Genomic DNA, 26830 nt, shown 5'->3' on the forward strand with positions numbered 1-26830 from the left:
TCCTGAGCGAGATCGGCGCAATGGATATCGCGATCGATCCTACCGCCGACGTCGTGCGTCCTTTACATACGTCCAGCTACGGGCAACTAGTGCCGGATGACGCGCCGGGCCGCGAACTCACGGAAGTACTCGACCTTGCCCGCCGTCACGAGTGACGGAAGGAGGTAGTACCAGAGACGTTCCATCCGTGACGGAAGTTCCTCCGTGTTGCCTGTGGCGACGGCAACCATGTGCACGCCGGTGAGGATCTCGAGGACGAGAGCACCGATGGTCGCGGGGTCGGCGTCAGCGGCGAGGTCACCTTGCTTGATCGCCTTGGCGGCCAGCGCGTTGAACGACTCGCTCCAGCCGGACATCACGTTGCCCTGGGTGCCCCGGTAGTCACCGATCTGGTGGCTGAGCCGCAGCATTGCCGACACCATCGGGTCACTCACCGACATGTCGACGACGATGTAGGAGATGCCGATGGCTGCTTCCAGAGCGGGGATACGGCCGTCGTTGAACTGCTGGCACGCCGCGATGAGCCGGCCGTTGCCCTCGTCGATGACCGCGCGAGCCAACTCTTCCTTCGACCCGAAGTGGAAGTAGAGGGCACCTTTGGTGACCTGGGACTGAGAGATGATCTCGCTGAGGCTCGCGTTCGCGTAGCCGAGCCGCAGAAAAACATTTGCGGCACCCGACAGCACGGTGTCGCGCGTGATCTCAGCGCGTGCCTGTCTGACCATTGGATCCGCCTTCGCAATACTCGACTGCCACTGCGCAAATTACGAGCGAACGGTACCACTCGGTGGCATTCTTACCTTGGTCAACGTGCAGATGGTCCGAACAACATACATGCGTCGCTGTGAAGTAGGTCTCATGGACGCAAATCAAACCCTACCCGCTCTTTCACCGACACGTGGGGAAATACTCGGCTCATTCACCGGCCAGTAGGGGCGCGGCCTCCAAATTGGTGAGACCGTTCCAACACAGATTGACGACGTGCGCGGCGACGACTTCCTTCGACGGCTCCCTGACGTCGAGCCACCACTGAGCCGTCATGGACACCATCCCGACCAGCGCCTGCGCGTAGAGCGGCGCGAACCCGGCGTCGAATCCTCGACGGGTGAAGTCGCCGGCGAGGATGTGCCCGACCTGGCTCACCGCATCGTTCAGCAACGACGAGTACTTGCCGTCGGCAGCAGCGACCGGAGAGTCACGGACCAGGATGCGGAACCCGTCGGTTCGCTCCTCCACGTACGTCAGCAATGCGAGAGCAACCCGCTCGACCCTCACCCGCGATCGGTTCTGCGACAGCGACGAGGTGACCATGTGCAGCAGAGTCGACATCTCGCGGTCGACGATGACGGCGTAGAGACCTTCCTTGCCGCCGAAATGCTCGTAGACGACGGGCTTCGACACGTTCGCGCGGACCGCGATCTCCTCCACCGACGTCGCCTCGTACCCCCGCTCGGCGAACAAGGAGCGGCCGATCTCGATCAACTGTTCGCGACGCTGCGTGCCCGTCATCCGGACACGCGGCGCCTTCTCGGGCTCGGACATGACGCACCTCCCTGTGATCTGGTCACTCCTGCCGGTTTCCCGGCGTCGAAACTTGGAGCTCCGGTCTCCCAGCGTCGAAACCCGAGCTTATGGGACGATCGGCGGGAGCGGTTCGACCTCGGGCCACCCCGCATGCGAGACTCGTTGCGCTCGGCGGGAGCTTCGAGGCCAGTAGTCTGTCTTGTGCAGACACCGGCGACCGGAGAAACCGCTGGTGAAATGATCCGCCGTGGTGTAATGGCAGCACCTCTGATTTTGGTTCAGATAGTTCAGGTTCGAGTCCTGGCGGCGGAGCGAGAAACATTGCCCTGAAGATCCAGTTCAGCGATCGTCGCCCGAGGAGCCCCGTTGCCGTTGCATACCGCCGTGGTCGTTCTCGCAGCAGGTGCAGGCACCCGAATGCGATCCAAGACCCCGAAGGTTCTGCATCCGCTGGCCGGGCGGACGATGCTCGCGCACGCTCTGCACGCCGCCGCCGACCTCGGTCCCGACCACCTCGTCACCGTCGTCGGGCACGACCGCGAGCGTGTCACCGAATCCGTCCTCGAACTGAGCGAGGAACTCGGACGCACCATCGTCACCACGGTGCAGGAACAACAGCTGGGCACCGGCCACGCAGTGCAGTGCGGCCTCGGTGCACTTCCCGACGATTTCGAGGGAACCGTCCTCGTCACGGCAGCCGACGTCCCCCTCCTCGACGGACACACCCTCAAAGCCTTGCTCGACGAGCACCTGAGCGCGCCGCTTCCCGCAGCAGCGACGGTCCTGACGTTCGTGCCCGACGACGCCAACGGGTACGGCCGCATCGTCCGCGCCGACGACGATCAGGTCGCCGAGATCGTCGAACACGCCGACGCCACCCCCGCGCAGGTCCTGATCGACGAGGTCAACTCCGGCGTCTACGCGTTCGACGCGACCGCGTTGCGCGTCGCGCTCGGCAAGCTCAGTACGGCCAACGCGCAGCACGAGCTCTATCTCACCGACGTCGTCAAGATCAGCAAGAGCAGCGGCCTACCCGTGTACGGAACCCAGCTCGCCGACCCCGACCTGGTCATGGGCGTCAACGACCGCGTTCAGCTCGCCCACGTCACCGCCGTCCTCAACCGCCACATCGTCGAGAAGCACATGCGCGCGGGAGTCACCGTCGTCGATCCCGCGACCACCTGGATCGACATCGACGTCACCGTCGGTGCCGACGTTCGACTCGAGCCGGGTGTCCAGCTGCTCGGCAGCACCCACGTCGGCGAGGACGCCGTCATCGGACCCGACACGACTCTGCGCGACGTCGTCGTCGGCGAACGCGCATCCGTCGTACGTACGCAGGCAGACAAATCCACCATCGGGTCCGGCGCAACCGTCGGGCCCTTCGCCTACCTGCGCCCCGGATCGGACATCGGGGACAGCGCCAAGATCGGAACCTTCGTCGAGACCAAGAACTCGACCGTCGGCAACCACTCGAAAGTGCCGCACCTGACGTACGTCGGAGATGCGACCATCGGCGAACACTCCAACATCGGAGCATCGAGCGTGTTCGTCAACTACGACGGCGTCAACAAGAGCCGCACCGTAGTCGGATCCCACGTCCGCACCGGCTCGGACAACATGTTCGTCGCCCCCGTGCGAGTGGGCGACGGCGCGTACACCGGAGCAGGCACCGTGCTCCGCAACGATGTACCACCGGGGACGCTCGCTGTCTCCGCTGGTTCCCAGCGCAACATCGAAGGCTGGGTCGAGAAGAAGCGTCCAGGCACTGCCGCAGCAGACGCTGCAGCACGCGCTCTGGCGGCCGAATCGGCAAACGCGCAAAAATCAAAGGACGGCGAACAGCAGTGACCACCCCGAACTGGATCGACAACCAGAAGAACCTCATGCTCTTCTCGGGTCGAGCTCACCCCGAACTCGCACAGCAGGTTGCGAAGGAACTGGGGATCGAGGTAACCCCGCAGACCGCACGCGACTTCGCAAACGGCGAGATCTTCGTTCGCTTCGAGGAGTCGGTCCGAGGATCGGACGCCTTCGTCCTGCAGAGCCACCCCTTCCCGCTCAACACCTGGTTGATGGAACAGCTCATCATGATCGACGCGCTCAAGCGTGGATCGGCGAAGCGCATCACCGCGATCCTGCCGTTCTACCCGTACGCCCGCCAGGACAAGAAGCACCGCGGACGTGAGCCGATCTCCGCACGCCTCGTCGCCGACCTGCTCAAGACCGCAGGCGCCGACCGGATCATCACCGTCGACCTCCACACCGACCAGATCCAGGGCTTCTTCGACGGCCCCGTCGACCACATGCACGCACACAGCCAACTCGCCGATCACATCCGCGACAAGTACAGCCTCGAACACATCACCGTCGTCTCCCCCGACTCCGGCCGAGTCCGCGTCGCAGAGAAATGGGCCGACAGCTTCGACGGCGCACCCCTCGCCTTCATCCACAAGACCCGTGATCCACTGGTGCCCAACCAGGTCAAGTCCAACCGCGTCGTCGGTGACGTCGAAGGCCGCACCTGCATCCTGATCGACGACATGATCGACACCGGCGGCACCATCGCCGGCGCCGTCAAGGTCCTCAAGGAAGCCGGAGCAGGCGACGTCGTCATCGCCGCCACCCACGGCGTCCTCTCCGACCCCGCCGCCGAACGCCTCGCCAACTGCGGAGCCAAGGAAGTCGTCGTCACCAACACCCTCCCCATCACCGACGAGAAGCGATTCGACACCCTCACCGAGCTGTCCATCGCACCCCTCCTCGCCCGCACCATCCGCGAGGTCTTCGAAAACGGGTCCGTCACAAGCCTGTTCAACGGCTCGGCCTAGGTCGTTCCGCAGGCTCCGGTGGTGTAGCTCCGCACTTTCCGGAGCGAACGTGGCGTTCAGTCCGTCTGACGGACCGAACGCCACGTTCGCTCCAGACGGACGGTCCACCCAAGTGACCGAACGTCACGTTCGGTTTCTTTACACCCGCTCCGCAGACCCCTGATTCCTGGAAATGAGCTTCGTCACTTCGGTGATGGAAAGCGCAGTTCGGGAGGGAGGGGGTGTGCGGGGCGGGTTGCGTTGTACCCTAAGATGACTCGTCGTGATCGACGCGCAAACCATGGACAGCCCTGCAGCAACTTCTACCGTCCGTATCGCCCGGTGGACTCCGGGCGGGTGCGTGTGGTGCGGAAGCACCGACTCGATCGAAACTTATCGCAATGAACCGCGTTGCGGCCTGTGCCGTGAAAAAGAAGCCGTCATCGACGAGGCGAAGCACTTCATCGGCATGTACGGTCTGCGCCCACTCGGCGGCACTCTTGCGTCCGACGACGAGGAGGAGCGCGAGTACCGCGTCACTGCTCGTGATGCTCGTGCCGTGCTGAACAGCATTCGTCTCGAGAAGCTGCCGGATCCGGCTGCGGTTCGCAAAGCGTTGCGCCCCAGGGCTGCTGCTGCAGTTGCTGCTCCTCGCCAGGCACCGAGCAGTGCAAGCTCGTCGTCTGCTTCCTCTGCTGCTGCGAGCAAGTCGGCCGCTCCCAAGAAGCAGCAGGCGGGTGTCAGTGGCATCGACATGATCGAGCTCGAGTCGCGAGTGCAGAAGTTGCTCGCTCAGCTCACCGACGTCGACTCACAGATCAGCGCGATCGAGGGACAGGAAAGCCTGCCGGCACGCGCGCGCCGCAAGGATCTCGAGAAGCAGCGCACCACCGTGCTCACCACCCTCGGTGCGCTCGAGAAGGCGCGTCGCCGCATCTGACACTCGGCGGTACGTACCCTGGACGGGTGTTCAGGACGCTAGCGCGCTATCAGGTCGCCATCGACGTCGGATTCGCCGCCGTCTTCACGGCCGTGCTGTTTCCGTCCGCCGCCGCAGACAACGGTGCGCTCGCCGTTGTCGTCCTGCTCGGCTACGGCGTCGCGCTGGCACTGCGTCGTCTCTCGCCTCCTCTGGCGCTGGCGATCTCCTGGGTCTTCGCCATCGGTCAGATGGCCGGTGGTCTCGGCACACAGGGCGCCGACACTGCAATTCTGTTCGTGCTGTTCGCCACTGCTGCGTACGGTTCGGACCGCGTTCGCAAGATCGGTCTCGTGTCCACCGTCGTCGGCGGCATAGTCGCCGCTACCTTTCTCACCCTCGTCGGGGACCCGAACGTCTCACCGGACGGCAGCCGCTCCGTCGGCGACTACGCGCAGCAACTGATCATCCTGCTGGTTGCCTCCTGGGCTGTCCTGGGATTGTCGTGGGCGCTGGGTCGCATCGCGCTGGCGAACCGGATGTCCATCGAGGAGAAGCACCAACGCGCGTTGGCCGAGATCGAACAGGAACGGGCACTGCAGGACATTGCCGTCGAACACGAGCGCAACCGAATCGCCCGCGACATGCACGACATAGTCGCGCACTCGCTCGCCGTCGTCATCGCGCAGGCCGACGGTGCCCGGTACGCACGCAAAGCGGATCCCGAGGCTGTCGACGAGGCCCTCGGCACCATCGCAGGCACCGCTCGCGACGCACTACGAGACGTCCGCGGCGTGCTGGCCCAGTTACGCCACAACACCGACGACGTTCCGGCCACGGAATCGCAGGACCTGTCCACGTTGGTCGACCGGATGCGCGCGGCCGGGCTGCGGATCGACTTCGATTCCACCGGCGACTCCGCGAACCTGGGTGCCGGCGGTCATCTGACGCTGTACCGGATAGCGCAGGAGGCACTGACCAACGCTCTGCGGCACGGGGACTCGTCGCGCCCGGTATCGGTAGCCGTCGAGTCCGGACCCAGCGGCACGACGCTCACCGTGCGCAACTCGGTGCGAAAAGCACCCGAATCCACGGGCGGGCACGGCCTCATCGGTATGCGCGAACGCGCGGTCCTGTCCGGTGGCACCCTGAAGACCAGCCACGATCATGGTGTGTGGACACTCGTCGCGCACATTCCCGGAGCACTCACAGGAACGGAGCCTGCGGAATGAGCCGGATTAAGGTAGCGCTGGTCGACGATCAGCAGCTTTTTCGTGCCGGGATCAGGATGCTGATCTCGTCGCAACCCGATCTCGAGTTCGTCGGTGAGGCCGGCGACGGCAAGGCCGGGGTCGAGTTGGCGGCCGAGGTCTCCCCCGACGTCGTGCTGATGGACATTCGGATGCCGGTTCTCGATGGCATTGCGGCGACAGCGGAGATCGTCGCCGCATCGAGCGAGCCGCCGAGGATCCTTGTGTTGACGACCTTCGATCTCGACGAGAGTGCGGCGAAGGCGATCAAGGCCGGCGCGAGTGGATTCGTTCTCAAGGACGCCGATCCTGAATTCTTGCTCGCGGCGATCCGCACCGTTCATGCCGGTAACTCGGTGATCGCGGCGTCGGCTACGACGGCGTTGCTCGGTCACTTCACCGACACTCCGGCAACTCCACAGGTGCCCAAGGAGTTCGAGCTTCTCACCGCACGTGAACGCGAGCTGTTTCACCTGGCGGCGAGGGGTGCGAGCAACTCCGAGATCGCGGCACAGGAGTTCCTGAGCGAAGCAACCGTCAAGACTCACATCAGCAGAATCTTCACGAAGCTCGGTCTGCGGGATCGGGTCCAGTTGGTCGTGTACGCCTTCGAACACGGTCTGGTGCGCTGAACTCCCCGATGCACCGACCCCAGATCATCCTCTGGATGTACGAAGCAGAGACTGCAGCCTGACGCTTTTCACCCCGGTGGTTCGTAGTTTCTACAGACATGACCACAACACCAGCACCGGTAGCCCGGGTTCACCGGGTCCACAAGAGCTACGGCGACGCAGCCAACCACGTGAACGCGCTCGCCGACGTGTCGCTCGACATCCGTTCCGGAGAGTTCACGGCCATCATGGGCCCGTCGGGCTCCGGCAAATCGACCCTCATGCATGTGATGGCAGGCCTCGATTCGGTGACGTCCGGGCAAGTCGTGCTCGCGAACACCGACATCACCGATCTCGGCGACGATGCACTCACCGAGCTTCGCCGACGCCAGATCGGCTTCATCTTCCAAGCCTTCAATCTGGTCCCGACGCTGGACGTCAGGTCCAACATTCTGCTTCCGTTCGAGCTCGACGGCCACGCACCGACCGAGATGGAAGCAGCATGGGTGGAACAGCTCATCGCCACACTGGGCCTGAGCGAACGCACGTCCCATCGCCCCCATCAGTTGTCCGGTGGGCAGCAGCAGCGGGTCGCCATCGCACGAGCGCTCGGCTCGCGGCCACACCTGATCTTCGCGGACGAACCGACGGGAAACCTCGATTCCCGCACCGGCCGTGAAGTTCTCGCGCTCCTGGCGGCCGCGGTTCGCGAATACGGGCAGTCGATCGTCATGGTCACTCACGACCCGGTCGCGGCCAGCTATGCAGACCGGATCGTGTTCCTGGCGGACGGGCGAATCGTCGACGAGCGCGGACGTTCGACGCCCGAGCAGATCTCCGGTTACATGCTTGCGATGGAGAAGGTCGCATGAGGGCCGCAACCGCGTCGACACCGCGTCGTGAACACGGAGCGAGCATCCTCGTCACAGCGCTCGCATCGTTCTTCGGTGTGGTGCTGATCCAGGCAACGGCGTTCCTGCTCGACATCTTCGGTACCGACGGACAAGGCGCTGTCGCCGTCGCTCTCTACAGCGTCGCGATGGTGTTCGTACTTCTCGCGCTGTACGTCGCGTCGGTCGTCACCGCGAACACGTTCGGTACGATCGTCGCCGGCCGCACGAAAACCATTGCGCTGCTCCGGCTCCTCGGTGCATCCGGCCGAGAACTGCGTCGATCCGTGTCCCGGGAAGGACTGTCCGTCGGACTGTTCGGTGCCGCAGTGGGCTTGGTGGTGGGTGTCGCCGCCAGTCACCTCGCCCGAGCGATCGCCGTCGGTGCAGGCAAGCTACCCGACGTCGCATACACGACGGTGCAGCCACTCGTCGCGCTGCCGGTGGTCATCGTCGTGGGAACCACGTGGGCCGCGTCGTACATCGGGAGCAAACGCGTCCTCGACGTGACGCCGATTCAGGCGACGGGCGTCGTCGTGACCGCTGCGTCCGAGGATTCGCGGCGGCGAGCCGCACGCACGACGTTGTCGATCGTTCTCATCGCCGGTGGCGCAGTGTTGTTGGGACTCGGGGTGCTCGTCGGCACGGTGACCCCTGCCGGTGTGCTCATCGCCTTCTTCGGCGGCGCCGCGTCGTTCACCGGCATCATGGTCGGCGCACACAGAATCGTGCCGTGGGTCCTGCGAGTAGTCGGCAGGCTCTTCGGCAGCACGCCGTCGGCGCGCCTGGCCGCAGCGAACGCAACGCGGTATCCGGAGCGTGCCACGCGCACAGCGCTGGGTCTGCTGATCGGCGTCACGCTGGTGGTGACGTTCGCCGTGGCGATGTACAGCTACCGAACGATGCTGCAACACGAGTTCAGCGAAGAATCGCTCGATCAGGTGCTGACGGTGACCGTCGGGATCATGACCGGACTGATCGGCTTCTCGGGTGTCATCGCGGCCGTCGGGATGGTCAACAACCTCTCGCTCAGCGTCATGCAGCGCACCCGCGAACTCGGCCTGTTGCGCGCTCTCGGCTTCACCCGCAAGCAGGTCCGCGGAATGATCGTGTCCGAGAGCGCGCAGATGGTGATCGCGTCGATGGGTTTCGGCCTTCTCCTCGGCATCGTCTACGGATGGGCGGCCGCGCAATCGCTGCTCGGTTCCATCGCGCAATCCGGTATCGGCCTGCCGACGCTGCCATGGGCGCTCATCGCCGGAACCGTCCTGTCGGCTGCGGTGCTGGCGTTGGTGGCCTCGCTCATGCCGTCGCGCCGAGCGAACTCCATCTCACCGGTCGTCGCGCTGTCCGAGTGATGTCCGACTGGCGAGGATGAGGGCGAACCTGCTCTCCGGATCGGTCCAGAACTCGTCGACGCGGAACCCCGCGTCGACGAGTTCTGCTTCTATCCCCTCTTTCCTGAACTTGGCCGAGATCTCCGTGCGTAACTCCTCGCCCTCGTCGAAGTGGACGTCGAGGTCGAGATCCTCGATTCGGATGTCCTGCGCCGTGCGAGCCCGCAAACGCATCTCGATCCACTCGGCGTCCGAATTCCACAGCGCCACATGTTCGAACTGGCCTGGATCGAAGTTCGCGTTCAAACGCTCGTTCAACACCGACAGAACGTTCGCGTTGAACTGCGCCGTGACACCGGCCGCGTCGTCGTACGCCGGGACGACCACACTCTCCTCGACTACCAATCCCACTCCCAGCAGCAGGAATTCACCGGCGATCAGGGCCTGGGCGATGTCGGCGAGGAAGAGCGCACGCTCCTCGGGAATGAGATTGCCCAGAGTGCCGCCCAGGAACGCGATGGTTCGGCTGCCGTCGGCAGGAAGATTCTGCAGGGTATCGGTGAAATCGCTGACGATCCCCTGGATCTCGAGCCCGGGATGCTCGCGGGCGATCACCTCGATCGCCCCCTCCAGTGCCGTCGGCGACACGTCCTGGGGTACGTACTTGCGCAGCGACCCGTGCTTGATGCCCGCATTCAGCAGCAGTCGTGTCTTCTCCGAGGACCCCGAACCCAACTCCACCAGTATCGCGGCGTCCGTCCGCTCGGCGACGTCGTAGGCGTGTGCCTCGATCAGTGCACGCTCGGTGCGCGTCGGGTAGTACTCCGGCAGTTCGGTGATCTGCTCGAACAACTCGCTCCCACGCGCGTCGTAGAACCATTTGGGGGAAATCCATTTCGGCGCCGCCGTCATACCCAACCGCACATCGGAGCGAAGATCGTCGAGCAGCCTTTCGGGTGAGATGTGCACGTCCAGAGCGATATCAGCCATATGCTTTCCCCTCAATCGAGATCTGTGACGTCGACATGCCCCGGTCGGGCGACGACGAAAGTTCGGTCCGCAAGCGACATCCACCGGGAGTCCCCGTCGGTGGGCTCGGATGCCACGGTGACGGAGTCCCCCGTGTCCAGTACGGAGAGCGAGTGGTACACCGCGCTCGCGTACAACGTGTGACCGTCGCTCAGCAGGAGATTCAGACGCGGAGCGGGCGAAGACTGTTCCACGCGGGAGATCAACACCCGCAACGCTTTCTCCGGATCGTGCTGCCGCAGCAGGTTCCGGAGAATCACCCACAGAGCCGCAGAATCCGTCGGTGCCGGCAGTGCCAGCAACTCGGTCGGCGGCACCTCCGACGCCAGTTCGGCCAACGCGTCGGGCCACCCGAACACGACACCGTTGTGGCTGAACGCCCACGTCCCGTCCGTGAACGGGGCGCAGGCACTCCGCTCGACCGGCATCCCGACGGTTGCAGACCGAACGGCTCCGAGCACGGCCGTCGCCGACGTCGCACCGAGTACGTCGGCGACCGCCGGGTCCGACCAGATCGGCATCGCATTGCGGTAGCTGCGGGCACCGTCGTCGTCCCACCACGCCGCGCCGAATCCGTCGGCGTTGATCGTGCCGCCGCCCCGCATGTCCTTCGGCGCCCAGGACTGCACGAACAACGAGTTCTCGCCGGCGGTGAGGACGTCGGCGACCGACCGTCTCGGTCCGAGATAGCCCAGGTGCCTACACATCTCGGGCGCACCGGAAGCCGGCGAAGATCTGCCTCCGGATCGGGTGGTCCCAGTTGCGGAACGTGCCGCGGCACGCGACCTCGTCCGTCCCGAACGATCCGCCGCGCAGGACCTTGTAATCACCGCGCAGAAACACCTCGGAGTACTCGGCGTACGGGAACGGCTCGAAGCCCGGGTAGGGCTCGAAATCCGACGACGTCCACTCCCACACGTCACCCATCAGCTGCTGCACTCCGAGCGGCGACGCCCCGGCCGGATAGGCGCCGACGTCGGCGGGTTCGAGGTGCCGCTGACCGAGATTGGCGTGCACCTCGGTCGGTTCGGCATCTCCCCACGGGTACTTGCGTACCGTCGCGGTCGCAGGATCGAAACGGGCAGCCTTCTCCCACTCCGCTTCGGTCGGCAGCCTTTTGCCTGCCCACCGCGCGTACGCCTCGGCTTCGAAGAAACAGACGTGTACGACGGGCTGGTCGGGCTTGATCGGTGCCGTCACCCCGAATGCCCGACGCCACCAGCTGCCGTCGGCGTCGCGTTCCCAGAACTGTGGGGAAACGAGCCCTTCGGCGGTTCGGTGTGCCCAGCCGCGTTCGCTCCACAGTTCCGGACGCGAGTATCCACCGTCGGCGATGAATTCCTCGTACTGACGATTGGTCACGGGCGCGACGTCGAGGGCGAACGTGGCGACGTACGTCGAATGTGCGGGTCGTTCGTTGTCGAGTGCCCACGGGTCGAGCGTGGTGCCCATGGTGAAGACACCACCGTCGACGATCACTTCTCCGGCCGCCGAGATCTGCGCTGCGGGAGGAGGCGGCGCGTGGAGAACCGCTGGACCGATACGTAATTGGTGGGTCGCGAGCATCGTCTCGTCGTGCTGCTGCTCGTGCTGGGCCACCATGCCGAAGGCGAAGCCATCGCGTTCGAGCCTGCGCCCGTCCAGCGGACTGGCGGAGAGCACGTCCCACACCTTGTCGCGGACGGACCCGACGTACGCGCGTGCCTCGTCCGGTGTCAGCAGTGGAAGTGACGGACGGCTGGACCGGGAGTGCTTGAAAGCGTCGTACAGTTCGTCGATGTCGGACCGTACCGGTTCGCGCCCGCCGACGTCGCGGACAAGCCAGAGTTCTTCCTGATTCCCGATGTGCGCGAGGTCCCAGACGAGCGGGCTCATCAGCGGCGAATGCTGCGCGGTGAGGTCCGCGTCGTCCACTGCGTCGGTGAGGGCCGAACTGCGGGCACGACTGCGGGCGAGTACCCGCTCGACGGTGCTGCGCAGTTGTTCGGTGCTCGTCATGCCGATTCCTTTCCGGTGGAATGCTGTGCGATAGGTGCCGATGCGAGACGACATCGCTCGGCGGTGTCCAGCAACAGCGTTCGATGGTCCGACGAGTTGTCGGCAGCCAAGTGCAGCAACGCTTCTGCGGCACGACGAAGATCGGAATCGGCGAGACCGTCGCGGGCAGCGTCGACCCACCGGCCGGCAGTCTCCGCCGCGATCTGCGTTGCGCGCTCGATCACGTCGGGCCCGGACAGCAATGCGTCGAACAGGGCTGCGGGAACGACCCACTGGCCGTCGGGCTGTGCGTCGAGGTAGCGGATCTCGAAGTGCCCACACGCGCGAACGTGCGGAAACAACGTGGTGAGGTGGTAATCGAGATCATCGGTGGTCGGTGGTCGCCCGACACGGCCGTGGTCGGCAATCCAGTCAGCGAACGTCGTTCCCGGTGGAGCCGTCCAGTTCTCGCTCTCGCCCCTGATACATAGCAGCGGGACGTCGAGCGCCCAAGCCGAATAGTCCGCGATCGGATCGCCCGTGTTGGGCACTTCGGTTCTGCTGCCGTCCAATTCGAGCCACGTCCGCATCCGCTGAGACGCCCAGCTCCCCTCCGGTGCACCGCGTAGCGTCGGCGAGCACGCGAAGGCGGCGACGAGTGCGGGCCCGACGGCCTCCAACATGGTCCACCGGCGCGCCACGTCCTCGCGGTCCCGCCCGGCGTCGACGCTCACCTGAACGGCGGCCGTGTTGCACATCATCAGTTTGCCGAAGGGGCCGATGGTCGTGAACCTGTCCTCCATCGCGCAGTATCGAGGGAGAACGAGCAGACGCTGCGGTTCCCGGTCGCGATCTGCGGGAACGGACGTCATACCGATCCGTGCGGTGTTCAGCATCGACTCGAGAAGACGGGAGTCCGCGTCGACCGATCGAGCGAGCTCCCGAACCGACGGGAACGGCGAACTGGACAGTTCCACCTGGCCACCCGGCTCGATGGTCACGACGCTCCCGCCGGGGAGCGGACGGGCAGGCGAGATGGAGGAAATGTTTCGCGGGGCGTACTGCCCGAGGGCAGCCGCCAGAGAGTCCAACGCGGGCCTCGCCCCGTCCGGCGTGTGTGTCAACCACTCCAATTCGGCACCGATGAGTCGAGGTGGACCGAGCTTGAAGCACACACGTTCGACGTAGGCCGCTGCGGCAGGCCGCGAGCTCAGCCCCCGGGACTTGACCGTGGACGTCATCGCCATCTCCTCACGTTCGTCCCGACTAGCTGAGTTGCCACGACTACCCGAGGCTGTTCCGCTCGAAACCGAGCACATGTGAAAGCCTTGCAGGAGTGAAGCCTGCGGATCGACCCGTCGGGCTCCGCTTACGACAGTAACCACGACTCCCCAGCAGTGCACCAGGAAGGCGTCGACATGTTCGATCTCGATCGGATCCGCCGGGACACACCGGCCGCGGTCTCCTCGATTTTCCTCGACAGCGCGGGATCGTCACTGCCGCCCGACCCCGTCGTCGACGCCGCCGTCGCACATCTTCGTCGCGAAGCGGCGGTCGGTGGATACCGCGCAGCGAACGAACGGATGGACGATCTCGCGGCAGTCAAGACCTCCATTGCCAGGTTGATCGGCGCGACGCCGTCGGGCATTGCTCTGAGCGACAGCGCAACTCGATCGTGGACCGACTTCTTCTACTCCATCCCGCTGACTCACGGTGATCGGATACTGCTCTGCCAGGTCGAATACGCGTCCAACGCGATCGCTGCCCTGCAGCGCGCCGCCGCGACGGGCGCAACCGTGGAGTTCGTACCGAGCGACCCCTCGGGCCAGATCGACCTCGCCGCACTCGAGGACATGCTCGACGAACGCGTCCGAATTGTCTCACTTGTTCACGCGCCCACCAACGGTGGACTGATCAATCCCGCACGAGAGGTCTCCGAACTCGCCCACCGAGTCGGCGCACTCGTACTGCTCGACGCATGCCAATCAATCGGACAGGTGCGCGTCGACGTCGGCGAACTCGGGGTGGACGCACTCAGCGCGACGGGCCGAAAGTGGTTGCGCGGGCCCCGCGGAACGGGATTCCTCTACGTCCGCCCAGGTCTCGCCGACACGCTCGAGCCACCGGCACTCGACCTGCACAGTGCGCAGTGGAGCGGCGAACGTGAGTACCAACTCGCGGCCGACGCCTCGCGGTTCGAATTCTGGGAATGCTCCGTCGCGTCCCGACTCGGGCTCGGCGTGGCCGTCGACTACCTGCTGGACATCGGAATCGATGCCGTCCAGGACGCCGTCAGCGCCCGCGCCGAACACCTACGCGCCGGCCTTCGCACCGTCGCAGGCGTCACCGTCCACGACCTCGGTGACCGGCGCAGCGGCATCGTGTCCTTCACCGTCGACGGCAGGAATCCAACCGACGTGCGCGACGAGTTGGCCGCGAAGGGCATCACCGTGACGGTCAGCCATCGACGTTCGACACTCGTGGACATGAGCTCGAGAGGGTTGGACTCGGTGATTCGCGCATCTCCGCACTACTTCGTGACGTTCGATCAACTCGACGAGCTGGTCGCCTCCATGCACACAGGGCGAGGGCACTGATCGCCGTCCCGGCCACAGCCGTCCAGGTGATGGGGTCGCCGAACATCAGCAGAGCCCACACCATCGTCGTCGCAGGTGTGAGGTAGAGCAGCGCGCTGACACGGGTGGCCCCGCTGCGGCGCAGGACGAACATGTAGGTGCCGTATGCGCCGAAGGTCGACAGCACGACCAACCACGCGACCGCGCCCCAGAAGCCGACCGTGACGGGCGGCGTTGCGTCGCCGAGAACCGCGCTCCATCCCATGAAGAGTCCGGCCGCGACGCACGCCTGGATCAGCATCGCGAGCGGAATCGGTTCCGTCGTGCGCAGCTTGCGTTCGACAACGGTGCCGACGGCCAGCGACACCATGCCCGCCAGCGGCAGCAGGTACACGAACCAGGGCGCACCCTCACCGCCGAGGTCACCGGCGACCACGACGACGACTCCACCGAATCCCACGGTCAGAGACACGAACTTGCCGACGCCGAAACCCTCGCCCAACAGACGTGCAGCCAGGCCCGCCACGACCAGGGGCTGCATGGCCGCGATCAGCGCCGCCGTACCCGCCGGAACACCGAGCCCGACGCCCCCGAACACGCACGCCAGGTAGAGGAACTGGCTGAAGAAGCCGAGCACACTCTGCCGGCGAACCCCCGCCCAGGTCGTGCGGAGCCCTCGATACCAGCACCAGGCACCGAGGATCGCGACAGCAACGAGGTACCGCCATCCCAGCAGGGTGTGTGCGGGCGCGTGGGCGGTGCCGAGGTCCGCGCCGATGAATCCGGAACTCCACAGAATCACCAGAGCGGTGGCCGCTAGTTTGTCCATACCGACGAGGTAACCATACAGGTATGTATACTTGCAGTGGACCTGTGATCGGAGACACCCATGACCAAGGCTTTGACACCCGCGGGCGAGCGCATCCTCACCGTCGCCAGCGCGTTGTTCTACGAACGCGGCATCCGGGCCGTCGGCGTCGACCTCATCGCCGACGAAGCCGGGACGACGAAGAAGACGCTCTACGACCGGTTCGGCTCCAAGGACGGACTGGTGATGCGGTACCTCGAGCGACGCTTCGAGAGATGGCGCGAGTTCGTCAACGCCTACCTCGAACCGATCCCCACCGGCCCCGAACGCGTCCTGAGCATCTACGACGCACTGGCCTCCTGGATGCGCGACAACCACCGCGGCTGCGGGTTCGTCAACGCCTTCGCCGAATACGGCGGGACCGACCACCCGGCCCTGGACGTCATCCGATCCGAGAAGGACTGGACGCGAGCACTGTTCGTCCAGCTCGCCGAGGACGCGGGCCTGCCTGCACCCGACGAGCTCGGCCTGAAACTGTCCCTGATCCACGAAGGCGCCGTCGTGATGAGCACCGCGGGAGCTCGCGCCGACGCCGTCGACGTCGCCCGATCCATCGCCTCCACCCTTGTGAATGGAATCGTGAGTGGAGCCTTGCAGTCCGGTCGCTCCGCAGGCTCCGCTCCTTCCCCCAGGTCTACGTTTCCACTCACGTGAGGGGGTCGTGTAGAGTCTCCCGGGTTGTCTCGGCGAGGGTAGCTCCGCACAGGAACTACCGTGATCGACGCGGCTCGGCTCCTCGGCCGTGCTCGTTCGTGTCTGCCCCGACGAAGCACTTGCCCACACCGTGATCTCAAGGAGCTGTTCTCTGATGTCGAACGAAGTAAACAACCTCAAGGCTGCTGTACGCACCGAGTTCGGCAAGGGCGCTGCACGCCGCGCACGCCGCGACGGCCTGGTCCCCGCTGTTCTGTACGGACACGGCACCGACCCGCAGCACCTCGCCCTCGACACCCGCGCATTCGCCGCAGTCCTGCGTAAGGACGGCACCAACGCTGTTCTGACCCTCGACATCGACGGCAAGGAGCAGGTCGCCCTGACCAAGTCCGTCGTCGTTCACCCGATCAAGCGCAGCATCGAGCACGCCGACCTCCTCGTCCTGCGCAAGGGCGAGCGCGTCACCGTCGAGATCAACGTCGTCGTCGAGGGTGACGCAGCCCCCGGCACCCTGGTCACCACCGACTCGACCGTCGTCGAGATCGAGGCCGACGCACTGTCCATCCCCGAGTCCGTCGAGGTCTCGGTCGAGGGCGTCGAGGCAGGCACCCAGATCCTCGCAGGCGGCCTGACCCTTCCGGCCGGCGTCACCCTGATCTCCGACCCCGAGCTCCTGCTCGTCAACGTCGTCGAGGCCCCGACCGAGGAAGACCTCGAAGCCGAGGGCGAAGAAGCTCCGACCGGCGACGTCGTCGACGAAGAAGAGGCATCCGAGGAAAGCTCCGACGAGAGCTGATCTCAGCCCCGCATCACGACACGCGCCGCTCCCCTCGTCGGGAGCGGCGCGTTCTCGTTTCACCCTTCTCGATGGGAGCATGATCAACCGTGACTGCAGATACGGCCCTGATCGTCGGCCTGGGTAACCCCGGCGCACAGTACGAAACGACCCGCCACAACGTCGGATTCATGGTCGCCGACGCGCTCGCAGCCCGGATCGGTGCGAAGTTCTCCTCGCACAAGAAGTCGAACTCCGACATCGTCCAAGCACGCCTTGCGGACCGCTCGGTGATCGTCGCCAAACCCCGCACCTTCATGAACCTGTCCGGGCACCCCGTCGCGGGCCTGGCACGATTCTTCTCCGTCGAGCCGTCGAACATCGTCGTAGTCCACGACGAACTCGACATCGACTTCGGTGCCATCCGCCTCAAACTCGGCGGCGGCGAAGGCGGCCACAACGGGCTTCGCTCCATCTCCCAGCACCTGAGCACCAAGGACTACCTGCGTGTGCGCGTCGGCGTCGGGCGTCCTCCCGGCCGAATGGACCCGGCCTCGTACGTCCTCAAACCCTTCTCCTCGGCCGAACGCAAGGACCTCGGCGTCATCGTGGAAGAAGCCGCCGACGCCGCCGAACTACTCCTGCGCGTCGGCCTCGAAGCAGCGCAGAACCAGGTTCATCCGAGGTAGCTGGCACCGTTTTTGCCGAGCTGGCACGCGTGCTCTCGCACTGGAAGGCGTGCGAAGTCTGCAAAAAAGGTGCTGACTCGGTCCCACTCAGCCCAGCAAACCCGCCGAGTTGGATCGACGGAGTTTGCCGGAGGACGTCTTGGGAATCGATCCGGGACCGAGGACGGCAACGGTTCTGGGCCGTACTCCTACTTCCGAGTGCACGGCGTGAACGACGTCGTGTTCGATTCGCTTCACCTCGTCGGGATTCTGGAAGTCGTTGGTCTCCACGGCAACGGCGAAGCTCTCCCGCTTGTCGCCCGCGTCGAGCCTGATCGCGACGGCGTTACCCGGTCGCACCCCGCGTACCGAGCCTGCTGCACGTTCGATGTCGGTCGGGTAGATGTTGCGGCCGCCCATGATGATGACGTCCTTGACGCGGCCGCAGACGACGACCAGTCCTTCTTCGGTGAAGTAGCCGACATCGCCGGTGTCGAGCCACCCGTCCTCGTCCTGTGTGGCGACGGGTCCGTCGACGGTGATGTACCCCGGTGTGACGGCTTTGCCGCGCACTTCGATGATGCCGACGCCGCGCGGAGTGAGGACCTGGCCTTCTTTGTCCACGACACGGCCTTCGAGGTTCGGCACCATCTTGCCGAGTGTCGCAAGGCGTCGCAGATTGCCCTTGGTCGACGGGACGGCTCGGCCCATCGCCTCGAGCAGATCGGCGTCGACGACGTCGAGGACCTGTCCTTGGCCCGGGTCGGGAATGGACACGGCGAGTGTGGTTTCGGCCATGCCGTACACGGGCGCGAGTGCGAGGGGATCGAGGTTGTACGGCGCCCCGGCCTCGGCCAGCGCCGCCATCGTGTCCGGGTCCACGGGCTCGGCGCCGTTCCACGCGTAGCGGAGCGAACTCAGGTCGAGATCGAGATCGTCCTCGGCTTGCGACAGTCTCCGCGCGAGCAGCGAGTACGCGAAATTGGGTGCTGCGGTGACGGTTCCGCCGTACTTGTGGATCAGCTTGGCCCACAGGAGCGGTGACCGGAGGAAATCCAGCGGCGTGATGCTGACGACCTCGGCACCCACCTGCATCGGCACCGTCAGGAACCCGACCATGCCCATGTCGTGGAACAGAGGCAGCCAGCTGACCATCACGTCGGAGTCGACGTCGAACTTGATGCGGTCGATCATGGCGTACGCGTTGACGTAGAAGTTCTCGTGCGTGATGCGCACGGCCTTCGGTGAACCGGTGGATCCGGATGTCAACTGCTGCAGTGCGATGTCCGACTCGTCGGTGTCGACGGGATCGCAGTCCCGGCCCGCCCGCATGTCGTCGATCTTCAGCACGGTGATGCCGCGTTCTTCGAGGATGGGCGCCGCGATGTCGAACGGGGCGCCCAGGATGACAGCCTTCGCGTCGATCATCTTCACGACCGTCTCGGTGTCGGTGCCCCACACCCCGAGGTCGGTACGCGGTGTCGGCTGGTGCAGCATCGTCACCGATCCGCCTCGCATCCACGTCGCCTGGCACGCAGGCGCGATGTCGACCGGTTGGCCGGCGAGGACACCGATGGCGTCGCCGCGTTCGATGCCTGCGTCGGCGAGTGCGCCCGCCATCGATCGCGCCACCTGGTGAATCTCGCCCCAGGACTGCCTCAGCGCCTGATCCGGCTCACCGGTGACGAGCCCCCGCTCGCTCGTGCGCGCCGTCGAGAACATCTCCTCGGTGAATCTGCTCAAAACTCATCTCCTGTGCCGACGGTCCGACCTGTACCCACGCTATTGAAATTCGCAGGCCCGCGGAGCCGTTACCCGAGAAAACGTACGAACGACCACGAGTACCCTGGTACCGGCAACACCGCCCCCGTGAATAGAAGAGGTTCGCTTGAGTACGCCGGATTCGGTCGAGACCAACACTGCGCCCACCGAGTCGGCCCCCAAGAACGCTCACAAGGAACTTCCCGCCGAGGTGTCCAGGCGCCGGACGTTCGCCGTCATCTCCCATCCCGATGCCGGTAAGTCGACGCTCACCGAGGCTCTGGCGCTGCACGCTCGTGTCATTTCCGAGGCAGGCGCGATCCACGGCAAGGCAGGCAGGCGCTCCACCGTCTCCGACTGGATGGAGATGGAGAAGGCGCGAGGCATCTCGGTCAGTTCGACGGCCTTGCAGTTCAACTACCAGGTCGACGCCGCCGTCGACGACACCAACGTCATCAACCTCGTGGACACCCCTGGTCACGCCGACTTCTCCGAGGACACCTACCGCGTCCTGACGGCCGTCGACGCCGCGGTCATGCTCATCGACGCTGCCAAAGGCCTCGAACCGCAGACCCTCAAGCTCTTCCAGGTGTGCCGACAGTTCGGCATCCCGGTCATCACCGTCATCAACAAGTGGGACCGCCCCGGCCAGTCGCCGCTGGAACTTCTCGACGAGATCGAGCAGCGGATCGGCCTGACGCCGACGCCCCTGTACTGGCCCGTCGGTATCGCGGGCGACTTCCGCGGTCTGCTCGACGTCCGCGCAGGCAACTACATCCGGTTCACCCGAACCGCGGGCGGCGCGACCATCGCCCCCGAGGAATTGCTCGACGCCGACGCCGCGGCCGCCCGCGAGGGTGACGAATGGGAGACGGCTCTCGAGGAGAGCGAGTTGCTGGTCTCGAGCGGGCAGGCGCACGACCAGGAGCTGTTCCTGGCGGGGCAGACGTCGCCGGTGATCTTCGGTTCCGCGATGCTGAACTTCGGTGTCCGCCAGATCCTCGACACGCTGGTCGCTCTCGCGCCCGCACCCGGCCCGCGCGACGACGTCAAGGGCGGTGTCCGAGACGTCACCGATCCCTTCAGCGCCGTCGTCTTCAAGGTCCAGGCGGGAATGGACACCGCGCACCGCGACCGGTTGGCGTTCATGCGCGTCGTGTCCGGCGTGTTCGAGCGCGGCATGGTGGTCACCCACGCACAGACCGGCAAACCGTTCACGACGAAGTACGCACTGACGGTGTTCGGCCGCGAACGCACCACCGTGGAGAACGCCTACCCCGGCGACGTCGTCGGCTTGGTCAACGCCACCGCGCTGGCACCGGGTCACACCCTGTTCACCGACAAGAAGGTGGAGTTTCCACCCATCCCGTCCTTCGCGCCCGAACACTTCGCTGCCCTGCGGGTCGACAGCGCGGACAAGTACAAGAAGTTCCGTCGCGCCGTGGAACAGATGGACTCCGAAGGCGTGGTTCAGGTGTTGCGCAACGATATTCGCGGCGACGCCTCCCCTGTCCTCGCCGCCGTCGGGCCGATGCAGTTCGAGGTGGTCACCGCCCGCATGAAGTCCGAGTTCGGCGTCGACGCCCGGCTCGAACCGCTCGGCTACTCCGTCGCACGCCGCACCGACACCGAATCCGCCGTCGAACTCGGCCGCCAGCGTGGCGTCGAGGTCTTCACTCGCACCGACGGCGCGTTGCTGGCACTCGTCAGCGACAAGTGGCGTCTGCAGTACCTCGAGAAGGAAATGCCCGAACTGACGCTGGAGCCTCTCGTCGCCGCGGGCGAATAGTGCTCCTCGGGCTGCTCGACGCGCAGGTCTCCATCGCGGGACACCCCATCCTGTGGCGCGAGATCGTCGGCAACGGCTTCGGCCTGGCGTCGGCGATCGGGGGAATGCGGCGAGTGGTGTGGGCCTGGCCGGTGGGGATCATCGGCAACGCCTTGCTGTTCACCGTGTTCCTCGGCGGCGCCTTTCACACGCCGCAGGCATTGGATCTGTACGGGCAAGCCGGGCGCCAGTTGCTGTTCATCGCGGTCAGCGTCTACGGCTGGTCGCAGTGGCTGCGCACCTCGCGGGCCCGCAAGACGGCGGTGTTGCCGCGGTGGGCGTCGACGAAGGAACGCATCGCGATGATCGCGGTGATGGTCGTCGGCACCGCTGCCTTCGCCCAGCTGTTCGGGTACCTCGGGTCCTACGGCAAATGGGCCGACGCGTGGATCTTCACCGGATCCTTGCTCGCGACGTTCGGCATGGCACGGGGAATCACCGAATTCTGGCTGATCTGGATCGGCGTCGACGTGGTGGGTGTGCCGCTGCTGTTCTGTGCCGGTTTCTACCCGTCCGCATTTCTGTATCTTGTGTACGCAGCCTTTGTGGCCTGGGGTTTCGTGGTGTGGCTGCGCATTCAGAAGGCGAACGGTACTTCGAAAATCTCCGCTTAAACGGGTGAAGTGTTATTCTTCGGTGGTCCGAACGGACTTCGAGTAGGTTTTCACGCTTCTGATGTGGGGTTGGATATGACGCAGGGCTCGCTATGACGCAGGGATCCAGCTATCCGCTGGCGGGAATCAAGATCGGCCAGGCGCCGGCTCACCGGTTGAGCACGCCTACTCCCAAGCTGGCCAGCGGCGTCTCGGCGTCCAAGTCGAACTCCCCCTCGGACGCGGCGACCGACAGTGCGGCTGCGGACCCAGCAGCCGCGAAGTCGACAGAGAACTCCGCATCGAAGGCCGAGACGAAGCAAGAAGCCGACAGCACAACGCCGAAGCAGCCCTCCAAGGATTCGAACGAGGTTGAAGTGACTACTAGCGATCAGATCTCCGAGCACGGCCTGCCTACCAATGGCCGTTCCACCCACTCGTCGGGCTCGACGTCCACGGCCGCCGGCCGCGGCGGAGCCCCTGACCGCCGCACCGCCATGGGCGTCGCGTCCGTGCGCATCGCGGGCCGCCTCACTCAGAACGAGCTCGGTAGCCGCACCGGCGACATCCGCACCCCGGACACGTCCGTCGGCCCGGACGAGCTGCTGCAGCTCCTCGGCGAGTACCTGGTGTCCGGCGGTCTGCAGAACCCCGAGATTCACGTTCGATCCAACGGCCAGACCATCGTTCTCGACCTGCTGAACCCGGCCAAGGGTTACCGCTGACCCGCTAGGTCACTCCCGTTCCACCAGCTTCGACGGGTGTGCTCCGGCCGGAATGTCGGCCGGAGCGCACTCGTGTTGTTCTGCGGTGAACCAGCCGTGATAGTGGAACAGCGTGCCCAGCAGCGGGCTCGTGACGTCGATCTGCACGCGGTGCTTCTGTTCGTCTTCGTCCCACCACTCCCGCGCGGAGGTCAGAGCCGACGCCAGCTGCGGAATCCTGATTCCCAGTACCCGCGGTGCACCGCTCTCCAGGACGAGGCCGCCGGCGGAGTCGACCGAGCACGTCGTCTGGACGATCATGTCCGAGGAGAAGCCGAGGTAGTCCAGCGCGAAGTCCGCGCCGGTCGTGCGAGCGGGCGTCACCATCACCGAGTTCATTCCCTGAGGTGATCCGGCGAACGCGAACCGACGAATGAACGCCATGGTCTCGCGGCCGACAGCGTCGACGTACGCATAGTTTTCGATCGTGAACGGCACGTCCGTCCCCCGCCCACCGGGAAACAGCCCACGTTTTCCGCCGAGCCACAGCACCGGCGGCGGAATCAACGTCGAGTGCCGCATTTCTTCCATGACACCCACGCCGAGCTGGCATCGGTGGTCTCCGGATGCGAGACCGAACCTCCACTGCACCTTCGGATGGAGCTTCTCGAACTCGCTACCGAGAGCGGTACGCACGACGGATGTCATAGGTCTTTCCTCATCTGAATCGACGTTTCCCGATAGTCCAACGAGGTGTACAACTGCCGAGCGACGGCGTTGCCACCGAAGACGTTGAGCCCCAACGACACAGCTCCCTCCGACCGAGCGGAATCCTCTGCCAGCCGCATCGTCGCCCGGCCGAGCCCCCGACCGCGGAACTCCTCGTCGATCTCGATGTCCCACACCCACCAGTGCAGCGGTTCCGCGTCGTTTCGCGGAGCGATCCACAGGTAGCCGACGCGTACGTCGTCGTCGAACACGTCGAAGATGCGCTGGGTCGGCGTGGGCACTCCACCGGGGAACGTGAGCCGGTAGGAAATCTCCGCATTGGCTTCCGCCTCGGCCTGCGTCTCTCCCGTCGCGACGCGTTCGGCCACGTACCGTTCCCTGGTACCCGCGAGCCATTGCCGGACTCGCTCGGGGTCCATGAGCACCAGCGTCGGGTTCATGCACCCCACCCTATGTGAGCGGAAATGTAGGGCAGGGGCAGGAGCGGAGCCCGCGGAGTGACCATAGGCACCACGTTGCCACTCACGTAGGTCAGTCGAGCTCGGCAGCCAGTTCCATCCAGCGTTCCTCGGCGACGTCCTTGTCCGCCAGAACCTTCTTCAACTCCGTGTCGAGTTCCACGAGCTTGCCCGGATCCGTGGCCGCTTCCGCGAGTTCCGCGTGCAGCGCGATCTCGCGATCCGACAACCGGACCACCAGCTTCTCGAGCTTGCTCAGTTCCTTACGCGCTGCCCGCTCGGACGCGGCGTCGCGCACCGCCTTCTTCGCCGTCCCCCCGGTCGTCAGGGAATCCGGCGTCGCCTCGGCCGCGAGAACCGCACGCCGCCGCAGGTACTCCTCGATCCCTCCGGGCAGGTTGGTGAGCTTGCCGTCACCGAACAGAGCCCACGTCGAATCACAGATACGTTCGATCAGGTAACGATCGTGGCTGATCACGACGAGAGTTCCGGCCCAACCGTCGAGCAGGTCCTCGAGCTGCTGCAGCGTATCGATGTCCAGGTCGTTGGTCGGCTCGTCGAGCAGCAGCACGTTCGGCTCGGCCATGAGCACACGCGTCAGCTGAAGCCTGCGACGCTCGCCGCCGGACAGATCGCCGACGGGCGTGCGTTGCCGCGCAGGCGTGAACCCCAACCGTTCGGCCAATTGACCGGCGGAGATCTCCTTGTCACCGAGGGTGATTCGCTCCGCGACTTCCTTGACGGCGTCGAGAACACGCAGGTTCTTCGGCAGATCGTCCAATTCCTGTCTCAGCCAACCGATCTCCACGGTCTGACCTTGAATCCTCTTGCCGGTCGCCGGTTCCAGCTCGCCCGCGAGGGTACGCAGCAGCGTCGTCTTGCCGGAACCGTTGACGCCGACGAGTCCGACGCGTTCACCCGGCGCCAGACGCCACGTGAAGTCCTTCACCAGCTCACGGCCGTCGGGAGTTTCGAGGCGGGCGTCCTCGAGTTCGATGACGACCCGTCCGAGCCTGCGCTTCGCGAACGACGCCAATGCCACGGAATCTCGGGGCGCAGGCACGTCGGCGATGAGGGCCTCGGCGGCTTCGATCCTGTACTTGGGCTTGGACGTTCGAGCCGGAGCACCGCGCCGCAGCCAGGCGAGCTCCTTACGTGCGAGGTTTCGACGACGCTCTTCCGACGCATCGGCCTGGCGGGCACGTTCGGCGCGCGCGAAGATCCAGTCGTTGTACCCACCCTCGTACGTCTCGACCTTGCCGCCGACTACTTCCCACGTCTGGTTGGCGACGGTGTCGAGGAACCACCGATCGTGTGTCACGACGACGAGCGCACTGCGCCGCGACACCAGGTGAGCCGCAAGCCATTGCACACCCTCGACGTCGAGGTGGTTGGTCGGCTCGTCCAGCACCAGCAGATCCAGATCCTGAACCAGGGCTGCCGCCAACGCGACACGGCGACGCTCGCCGCCGGACAGGTTGTCGATGGTGGCGTCGAGACCCGAGCTGCCCGCAGGACCGAGGTCCGCGATACCGATGCCGGTCAGGATGTTGCGGACCCGCGAATCACCGGCCCACTCGTGCTCGGCCATGCCGAGCGGATCCAGAACGACCTGTCCGACGGTCGATCCCGGCGGCAGAACCCCGCGCTGCGTCACGACGGCCATCCGCAGCCCGCCGACGCGGCTGACGCGCCCGGAATCCGGGGGTTCGAGACCTGCGAGCACTTCGAGAGTGGTTGTCTTGCCGCCTCCGTTGAGGCCGACCATGCCGATGCGCTCGCCCTCCTGCACACCGAGCGAGACGCCGTCGAGCAGCGGTTTGACACCGAAGGACTTGGAGACGTTTTCGAGATTGACGAGATTGACCATCAGGGGAAACCAATCGATTCACTAGTGACTACACGAGCGCCGGGAACGGGTCCGCTCGCGACACGCACGGTACGGCAGACGCCTGCACCGGAGAGTTCGGCGCCGACCGACACCGCGGTATCGGAATCGGCACAGAGAAATGCGCAGGTCGGGCCGGATCCGGACACGATCCCGGCCAGAGCACCTGCGGTCAGGCCTGCTCGCAACGTACGACGCAGCTGCGGGAGGAGCGACACCGCCGCGGCTTGGAGGTCGTTGCCCAGAAGTGGAGCGAGAGCGTGGGCGTCGCCGCTCACCAGGGCCTGCATCAGGGCGTCCGGATCGCCCAATCGGGGCGGATCGCCTTTCGCCCTCAGCTCGTCCAGTTCGGCGAAGACGGCAGGAGTCTGCAATCCGCCCTTGGCCAGCGCCAGCACCCAGTGGAAACTGTTGCGTGACAACACCGGAAGCAGCTTCTCGCCGCGGCCCGTCCCTACCGCCGTTCCGCCGTGCAGAACGAACGGGACATCACTGCCGAGCTGAGCGGCGAGATCACTGAGTTCGCTGCGCGAGAGGTCCAGCTTCCACAGCGAATCGAGTGCGACGAGGGTCGCCGCGGCATCGGAACTACCACCGGCCATGCCGCCCGCGACGGGGATTCCCTTGTCGATCGTGATCTCGACGAGAGGTTCACGCCCCACCTTGTCCGCCAGAAGCACAGCGGCCTTCCACACGAGGTTCCGCTCGTCCGTCGGCACACTCTTCGCGTCGGCGCCCTTGACGATCACCTTCAGACCCTGCGACGGCACCACCGAGACCTCGTCGGACAGCGAGAGCGCCTGAAAGACGGTCGTCAGTTCGTGGTAGCCGTCCTCGCGGAGGTCACCCACGGACAGATGCAGGTTGACCTTGGACGGAGCCCGAACGACAACGGGACTGTGGACAACTGAGAGCACGGTGTTCAAGACTAATCGAGCATCGGTTCGAGGACAGCATCCGTCCGCAATACCTGCCATCATC

General features: G+C 65.4%; 25 protein-coding genes, 1 tRNA gene and 1 pseudogene. 15 read left to right on the plus strand and 12 right to left on the minus strand.

All coding sequences use genetic code 11. The features are described from left to right. Positions 1-86: 86 nt before the first annotated feature. Positions 87-725: a ScbR family autoregulator-binding transcription factor gene (locus H292_RS0110325; RefSeq protein ID WP_019664565.1), complete on the minus strand. Its 639-nt coding sequence runs from the start codon at positions 723-725 to the stop codon at positions 87-89. A gap of 190 nt (positions 726-915) precedes the next feature. Continuing rightward, on the minus strand, positions 916-1542 hold the full coding sequence (locus tag H292_RS0110330; protein ID WP_019664564.1) for a TetR/AcrR family transcriptional regulator: 627 nt from the start codon (positions 1540-1542) through the stop codon (positions 916-918). A gap of 223 nt (positions 1543-1765) precedes the next feature. Between H292_RS0110330 and H292_RS0110335 the strand changes: the two genes are divergently transcribed. The 8 genes from H292_RS0110335 (at position 1766) to H292_RS0110370 (ending at position 9362) form a co-directional block, all read left to right on the plus strand. Next, positions 1766-1836: transfer RNA gene (locus H292_RS0110335), tRNA-Gln, on the plus strand. Positions 1837-1890: 54 nt separating this feature from the next. Further along, positions 1891-3375: a bifunctional UDP-N-acetylglucosamine diphosphorylase/glucosamine-1-phosphate N-acetyltransferase GlmU gene (gene glmU, locus H292_RS0110340; RefSeq protein ID WP_027498734.1), complete on the plus strand. Its 1485-nt coding sequence runs from the start codon at positions 1891-1893 to the stop codon at positions 3373-3375. Next, entirely contained in the window at positions 3372-4355 is a 984-nt protein-coding gene (locus tag H292_RS0110345; protein WP_019664562.1) for a ribose-phosphate diphosphokinase, read from the plus strand. The genes glmU and H292_RS0110345 overlap by 4 nt, the downstream gene beginning before the upstream one ends. 340 nt (positions 4356-4695) lie before the next feature. Then, positions 4696-5274: a hypothetical protein gene (locus H292_RS0110350; RefSeq protein ID WP_020111375.1), complete on the plus strand. Its 579-nt coding sequence runs from the start codon at positions 4696-4698 to the stop codon at positions 5272-5274. 26 nt (positions 5275-5300) lie between these two features. After that, positions 5301-6485, plus strand: a complete 1185-nt coding sequence (locus H292_RS0110355; RefSeq protein WP_019664560.1) for a sensor histidine kinase — start codon at positions 5301-5303, stop codon at positions 6483-6485. Then, the gene (locus tag H292_RS0110360) at positions 6482-7135 is read left to right on the plus strand and encodes a response regulator (RefSeq protein ID WP_027498735.1); all 654 of its coding nucleotides are present in this window, start codon (positions 6482-6484) and stop codon (positions 7133-7135) included. The genes H292_RS0110355 and H292_RS0110360 overlap by 4 nt, the downstream gene beginning before the upstream one ends. Before the next feature lie 98 nt (positions 7136-7233). Further along, positions 7234-7986 (plus strand): ABC transporter ATP-binding protein, encoded by a 753-nt coding sequence (locus H292_RS0110365; RefSeq protein WP_020111377.1) that lies wholly within the window; start codon positions 7234-7236, stop codon positions 7984-7986. Next, a complete protein-coding gene (locus H292_RS0110370; protein WP_020111378.1) occupies positions 7983-9362 on the plus strand; it encodes an ABC transporter permease in 1380 nt (459 codons plus the stop codon). The genes H292_RS0110365 and H292_RS0110370 overlap by 4 nt, the downstream gene beginning before the upstream one ends. Here the strand turns inward: H292_RS0110370 and egtD are convergent. Genes egtD through egtA form a run of 4 tightly spaced genes read right to left on the minus strand, consistent with a single transcriptional unit; the run spans position 9336 to position 13594 of the window. Further along, entirely contained in the window at positions 9336-10331 is a 996-nt protein-coding gene (gene egtD, locus H292_RS0110375; RefSeq protein ID WP_020111379.1) for an L-histidine N(alpha)-methyltransferase, read from the minus strand. The two genes, H292_RS0110370 and egtD, sit on opposite strands and share 27 nt — an antisense overlap. A gap of 11 nt (positions 10332-10342) precedes the next feature. Then, complete coding sequence (egtC, locus tag H292_RS0110380; protein WP_020111380.1) at positions 10343-11077, minus strand: ergothioneine biosynthesis protein EgtC; 735 nt, start codon at positions 11075-11077, stop codon at positions 10343-10345. Then, positions 11070-12368 (minus strand): ergothioneine biosynthesis protein EgtB, encoded by a 1299-nt coding sequence (egtB, locus tag H292_RS0110385; RefSeq protein ID WP_027498736.1) that lies wholly within the window; start codon positions 12366-12368, stop codon positions 11070-11072. Before egtB ends, egtC begins: the two co-directional genes overlap by 8 nt. Continuing rightward, positions 12365-13594, minus strand: a complete 1230-nt coding sequence (egtA, locus tag H292_RS0110390) for an ergothioneine biosynthesis glutamate--cysteine ligase EgtA (protein ID WP_019664553.1) — start codon at positions 13592-13594, stop codon at positions 12365-12367. The genes egtB and egtA overlap by 4 nt, the downstream gene beginning before the upstream one ends. A gap of 171 nt (positions 13595-13765) precedes the next feature. Between egtA and H292_RS0110395 the strand changes: the two genes are divergently transcribed. Beyond that, a complete protein-coding gene (locus H292_RS0110395) occupies positions 13766-14944 on the plus strand; it encodes an aminotransferase class V-fold PLP-dependent enzyme (protein ID WP_027498737.1) in 1179 nt (392 codons plus the stop codon). Positions 14945-14987: 43 nt separating this feature from the next. Here H292_RS0110395 and H292_RS27870 read toward each other — a convergent pair. Beyond that, positions 14988-15752: pseudogene (locus tag H292_RS27870) on the minus strand (DMT family transporter); the annotation flags it as partial. Between the two features lie 60 nt (positions 15753-15812). Here H292_RS27870 and H292_RS27075 point away from each other — a divergent pair. From H292_RS27075 to pth, 3 genes are all read left to right on the plus strand, one after another. Continuing rightward, positions 15813-16445, plus strand: coding sequence for a TetR/AcrR family transcriptional regulator (locus tag H292_RS27075; RefSeq protein WP_020111384.1), 633 nt, complete (start codon positions 15813-15815; stop codon positions 16443-16445). Positions 16446-16599: 154 nt separating this feature from the next. After that, the gene (locus H292_RS0110410; protein ID WP_170945143.1) at positions 16600-17241 is read left to right on the plus strand and encodes a 50S ribosomal protein L25/general stress protein Ctc; all 642 of its coding nucleotides are present in this window, start codon (positions 16600-16602) and stop codon (positions 17239-17241) included. 89 nt (positions 17242-17330) lie between these two features. Further along, positions 17331-17909, plus strand: a complete 579-nt coding sequence (pth, locus tag H292_RS0110415; RefSeq protein WP_020111385.1) for an aminoacyl-tRNA hydrolase — start codon at positions 17331-17333, stop codon at positions 17907-17909. 87 nt (positions 17910-17996) lie between these two features. Here the strand turns inward: pth and H292_RS0110420 are convergent, their stop codons facing one another. Then, positions 17997-19631: a fatty acyl-AMP ligase gene (locus H292_RS0110420; protein WP_019664547.1), complete on the minus strand. Its 1635-nt coding sequence runs from the start codon at positions 19629-19631 to the stop codon at positions 17997-17999. A gap of 145 nt (positions 19632-19776) precedes the next feature. Between H292_RS0110420 and H292_RS0110425 the strand changes: the two genes are divergently transcribed. The 3 genes from H292_RS0110425 (at position 19777) to H292_RS0110435 (ending at position 22795) form a co-directional block, all read left to right on the plus strand. Beyond that, the gene (locus tag H292_RS0110425; RefSeq protein ID WP_020111386.1) at positions 19777-21438 is read left to right on the plus strand and encodes a peptide chain release factor 3; all 1662 of its coding nucleotides are present in this window, start codon (positions 19777-19779) and stop codon (positions 21436-21438) included. Beyond that, on the plus strand, positions 21438-22091 hold the full coding sequence (gene pnuC / locus H292_RS0110430) for a nicotinamide riboside transporter PnuC (RefSeq protein WP_020111387.1): 654 nt from the start codon (positions 21438-21440) through the stop codon (positions 22089-22091). The genes H292_RS0110425 and pnuC overlap by 1 nt, the downstream gene beginning before the upstream one ends. A 92-nt stretch (positions 22092-22183) precedes the next feature. Next, the gene (locus tag H292_RS0110435) at positions 22184-22795 is read left to right on the plus strand and encodes a hypothetical protein (RefSeq protein WP_020111388.1); all 612 of its coding nucleotides are present in this window, start codon (positions 22184-22186) and stop codon (positions 22793-22795) included. 9 nt (positions 22796-22804) lie between these two features. On the opposite strand, the gene H292_RS0110440 is transcribed toward H292_RS0110435, so the two are convergent. The 4 genes from H292_RS0110440 to H292_RS0110455 form a co-directional block, all read right to left on the minus strand. Continuing rightward, entirely contained in the window at positions 22805-23482 is a 678-nt protein-coding gene (locus H292_RS0110440; RefSeq protein ID WP_020111389.1) for a DUF4166 domain-containing protein, read from the minus strand. Further along, entirely contained in the window at positions 23479-23943 is a 465-nt protein-coding gene (locus H292_RS0110445; RefSeq protein WP_020111390.1) for a GNAT family N-acetyltransferase, read from the minus strand. Before H292_RS0110445 ends, H292_RS0110440 begins: the two co-directional genes overlap by 4 nt. 91 nt (positions 23944-24034) lie before the next feature. Next, entirely contained in the window at positions 24035-25831 is a 1797-nt protein-coding gene (locus H292_RS0110450) for an ABC-F family ATP-binding cassette domain-containing protein (protein WP_020111391.1), read from the minus strand. Then, complete coding sequence (locus H292_RS0110455; RefSeq protein WP_027498738.1) at positions 25831-26766, minus strand: 4-(cytidine 5'-diphospho)-2-C-methyl-D-erythritol kinase; 936 nt, start codon at positions 26764-26766, stop codon at positions 25831-25833. The genes H292_RS0110450 and H292_RS0110455 overlap by 1 nt, the downstream gene beginning before the upstream one ends. Positions 26767-26830 lie beyond the last annotated feature (64 nt).

The organism is Rhodococcus sp. 114MFTsu3.1, assembly GCF_000383555.1.
Classification (GTDB): domain Bacteria; phylum Actinomycetota; class Actinomycetes; order Mycobacteriales; family Mycobacteriaceae; genus Rhodococcoides; species Rhodococcoides fascians_E.

Excerpts from the sequence above, each read along its gene's own strand:
- H292_RS0110325 (WP_019664565.1), bottom strand. The coding sequence starts at position 725 with ATGGTCAGACAGGCACGCGCTGAGATCACGCGCGACACCGTGCTGTCG.
- H292_RS0110330 (WP_019664564.1), bottom strand. The coding sequence starts at position 1,542 with ATGTCCGAGCCCGAGAAGGCGCCGCGTGTCCGGATGACGGGCACGCAG.
- H292_RS0110360 (WP_027498735.1), top strand. The coding sequence starts at position 6,482 with ATGAGCCGGATTAAGGTAGCGCTGGTCGACGATCAGCAGCTTTTTCGT.
- H292_RS0110365 (WP_020111377.1), top strand. The coding sequence starts at position 7,234 with ATGACCACAACACCAGCACCGGTAGCCCGGGTTCACCGGGTCCACAAG.
- H292_RS0110370 (WP_020111378.1), top strand. The coding sequence starts at position 7,983 with ATGAGGGCCGCAACCGCGTCGACACCGCGTCGTGAACACGGAGCGAGC.
- egtD (WP_020111379.1), bottom strand. The coding sequence starts at position 10,331 with ATGGCTGATATCGCTCTGGACGTGCACATCTCACCCGAAAGGCTGCTC.
- egtC (WP_020111380.1), bottom strand. The coding sequence starts at position 11,077 with ATGTGTAGGCACCTGGGCTATCTCGGACCGAGACGGTCGGTCGCCGAC.
- egtB (WP_027498736.1), bottom strand. The coding sequence starts at position 12,368 with ATGACGAGCACCGAACAACTGCGCAGCACCGTCGAGCGGGTACTCGCC.
- egtA (WP_019664553.1), bottom strand. The coding sequence starts at position 13,594 with ATGGCGATGACGTCCACGGTCAAGTCCCGGGGGCTGAGCTCGCGGCCT.
- H292_RS0110395 (WP_027498737.1), top strand. The coding sequence starts at position 13,766 with ATGTTCGATCTCGATCGGATCCGCCGGGACACACCGGCCGCGGTCTCC.
- H292_RS27075 (WP_020111384.1), top strand. The coding sequence starts at position 15,813 with ATGACCAAGGCTTTGACACCCGCGGGCGAGCGCATCCTCACCGTCGCC.
- H292_RS0110410 (WP_170945143.1), top strand. The coding sequence starts at position 16,600 with ATGTCGAACGAAGTAAACAACCTCAAGGCTGCTGTACGCACCGAGTTC.
- H292_RS0110435 (WP_020111388.1), top strand. The coding sequence starts at position 22,184 with ATGACGCAGGGATCCAGCTATCCGCTGGCGGGAATCAAGATCGGCCAG.
- H292_RS0110440 (WP_020111389.1), bottom strand. The coding sequence starts at position 23,482 with ATGACATCCGTCGTGCGTACCGCTCTCGGTAGCGAGTTCGAGAAGCTC.
- H292_RS0110445 (WP_020111390.1), bottom strand. The coding sequence starts at position 23,943 with ATGAACCCGACGCTGGTGCTCATGGACCCCGAGCGAGTCCGGCAATGG.
- H292_RS0110450 (WP_020111391.1), bottom strand. The coding sequence starts at position 25,831 with ATGGTCAATCTCGTCAATCTCGAAAACGTCTCCAAGTCCTTCGGTGTC.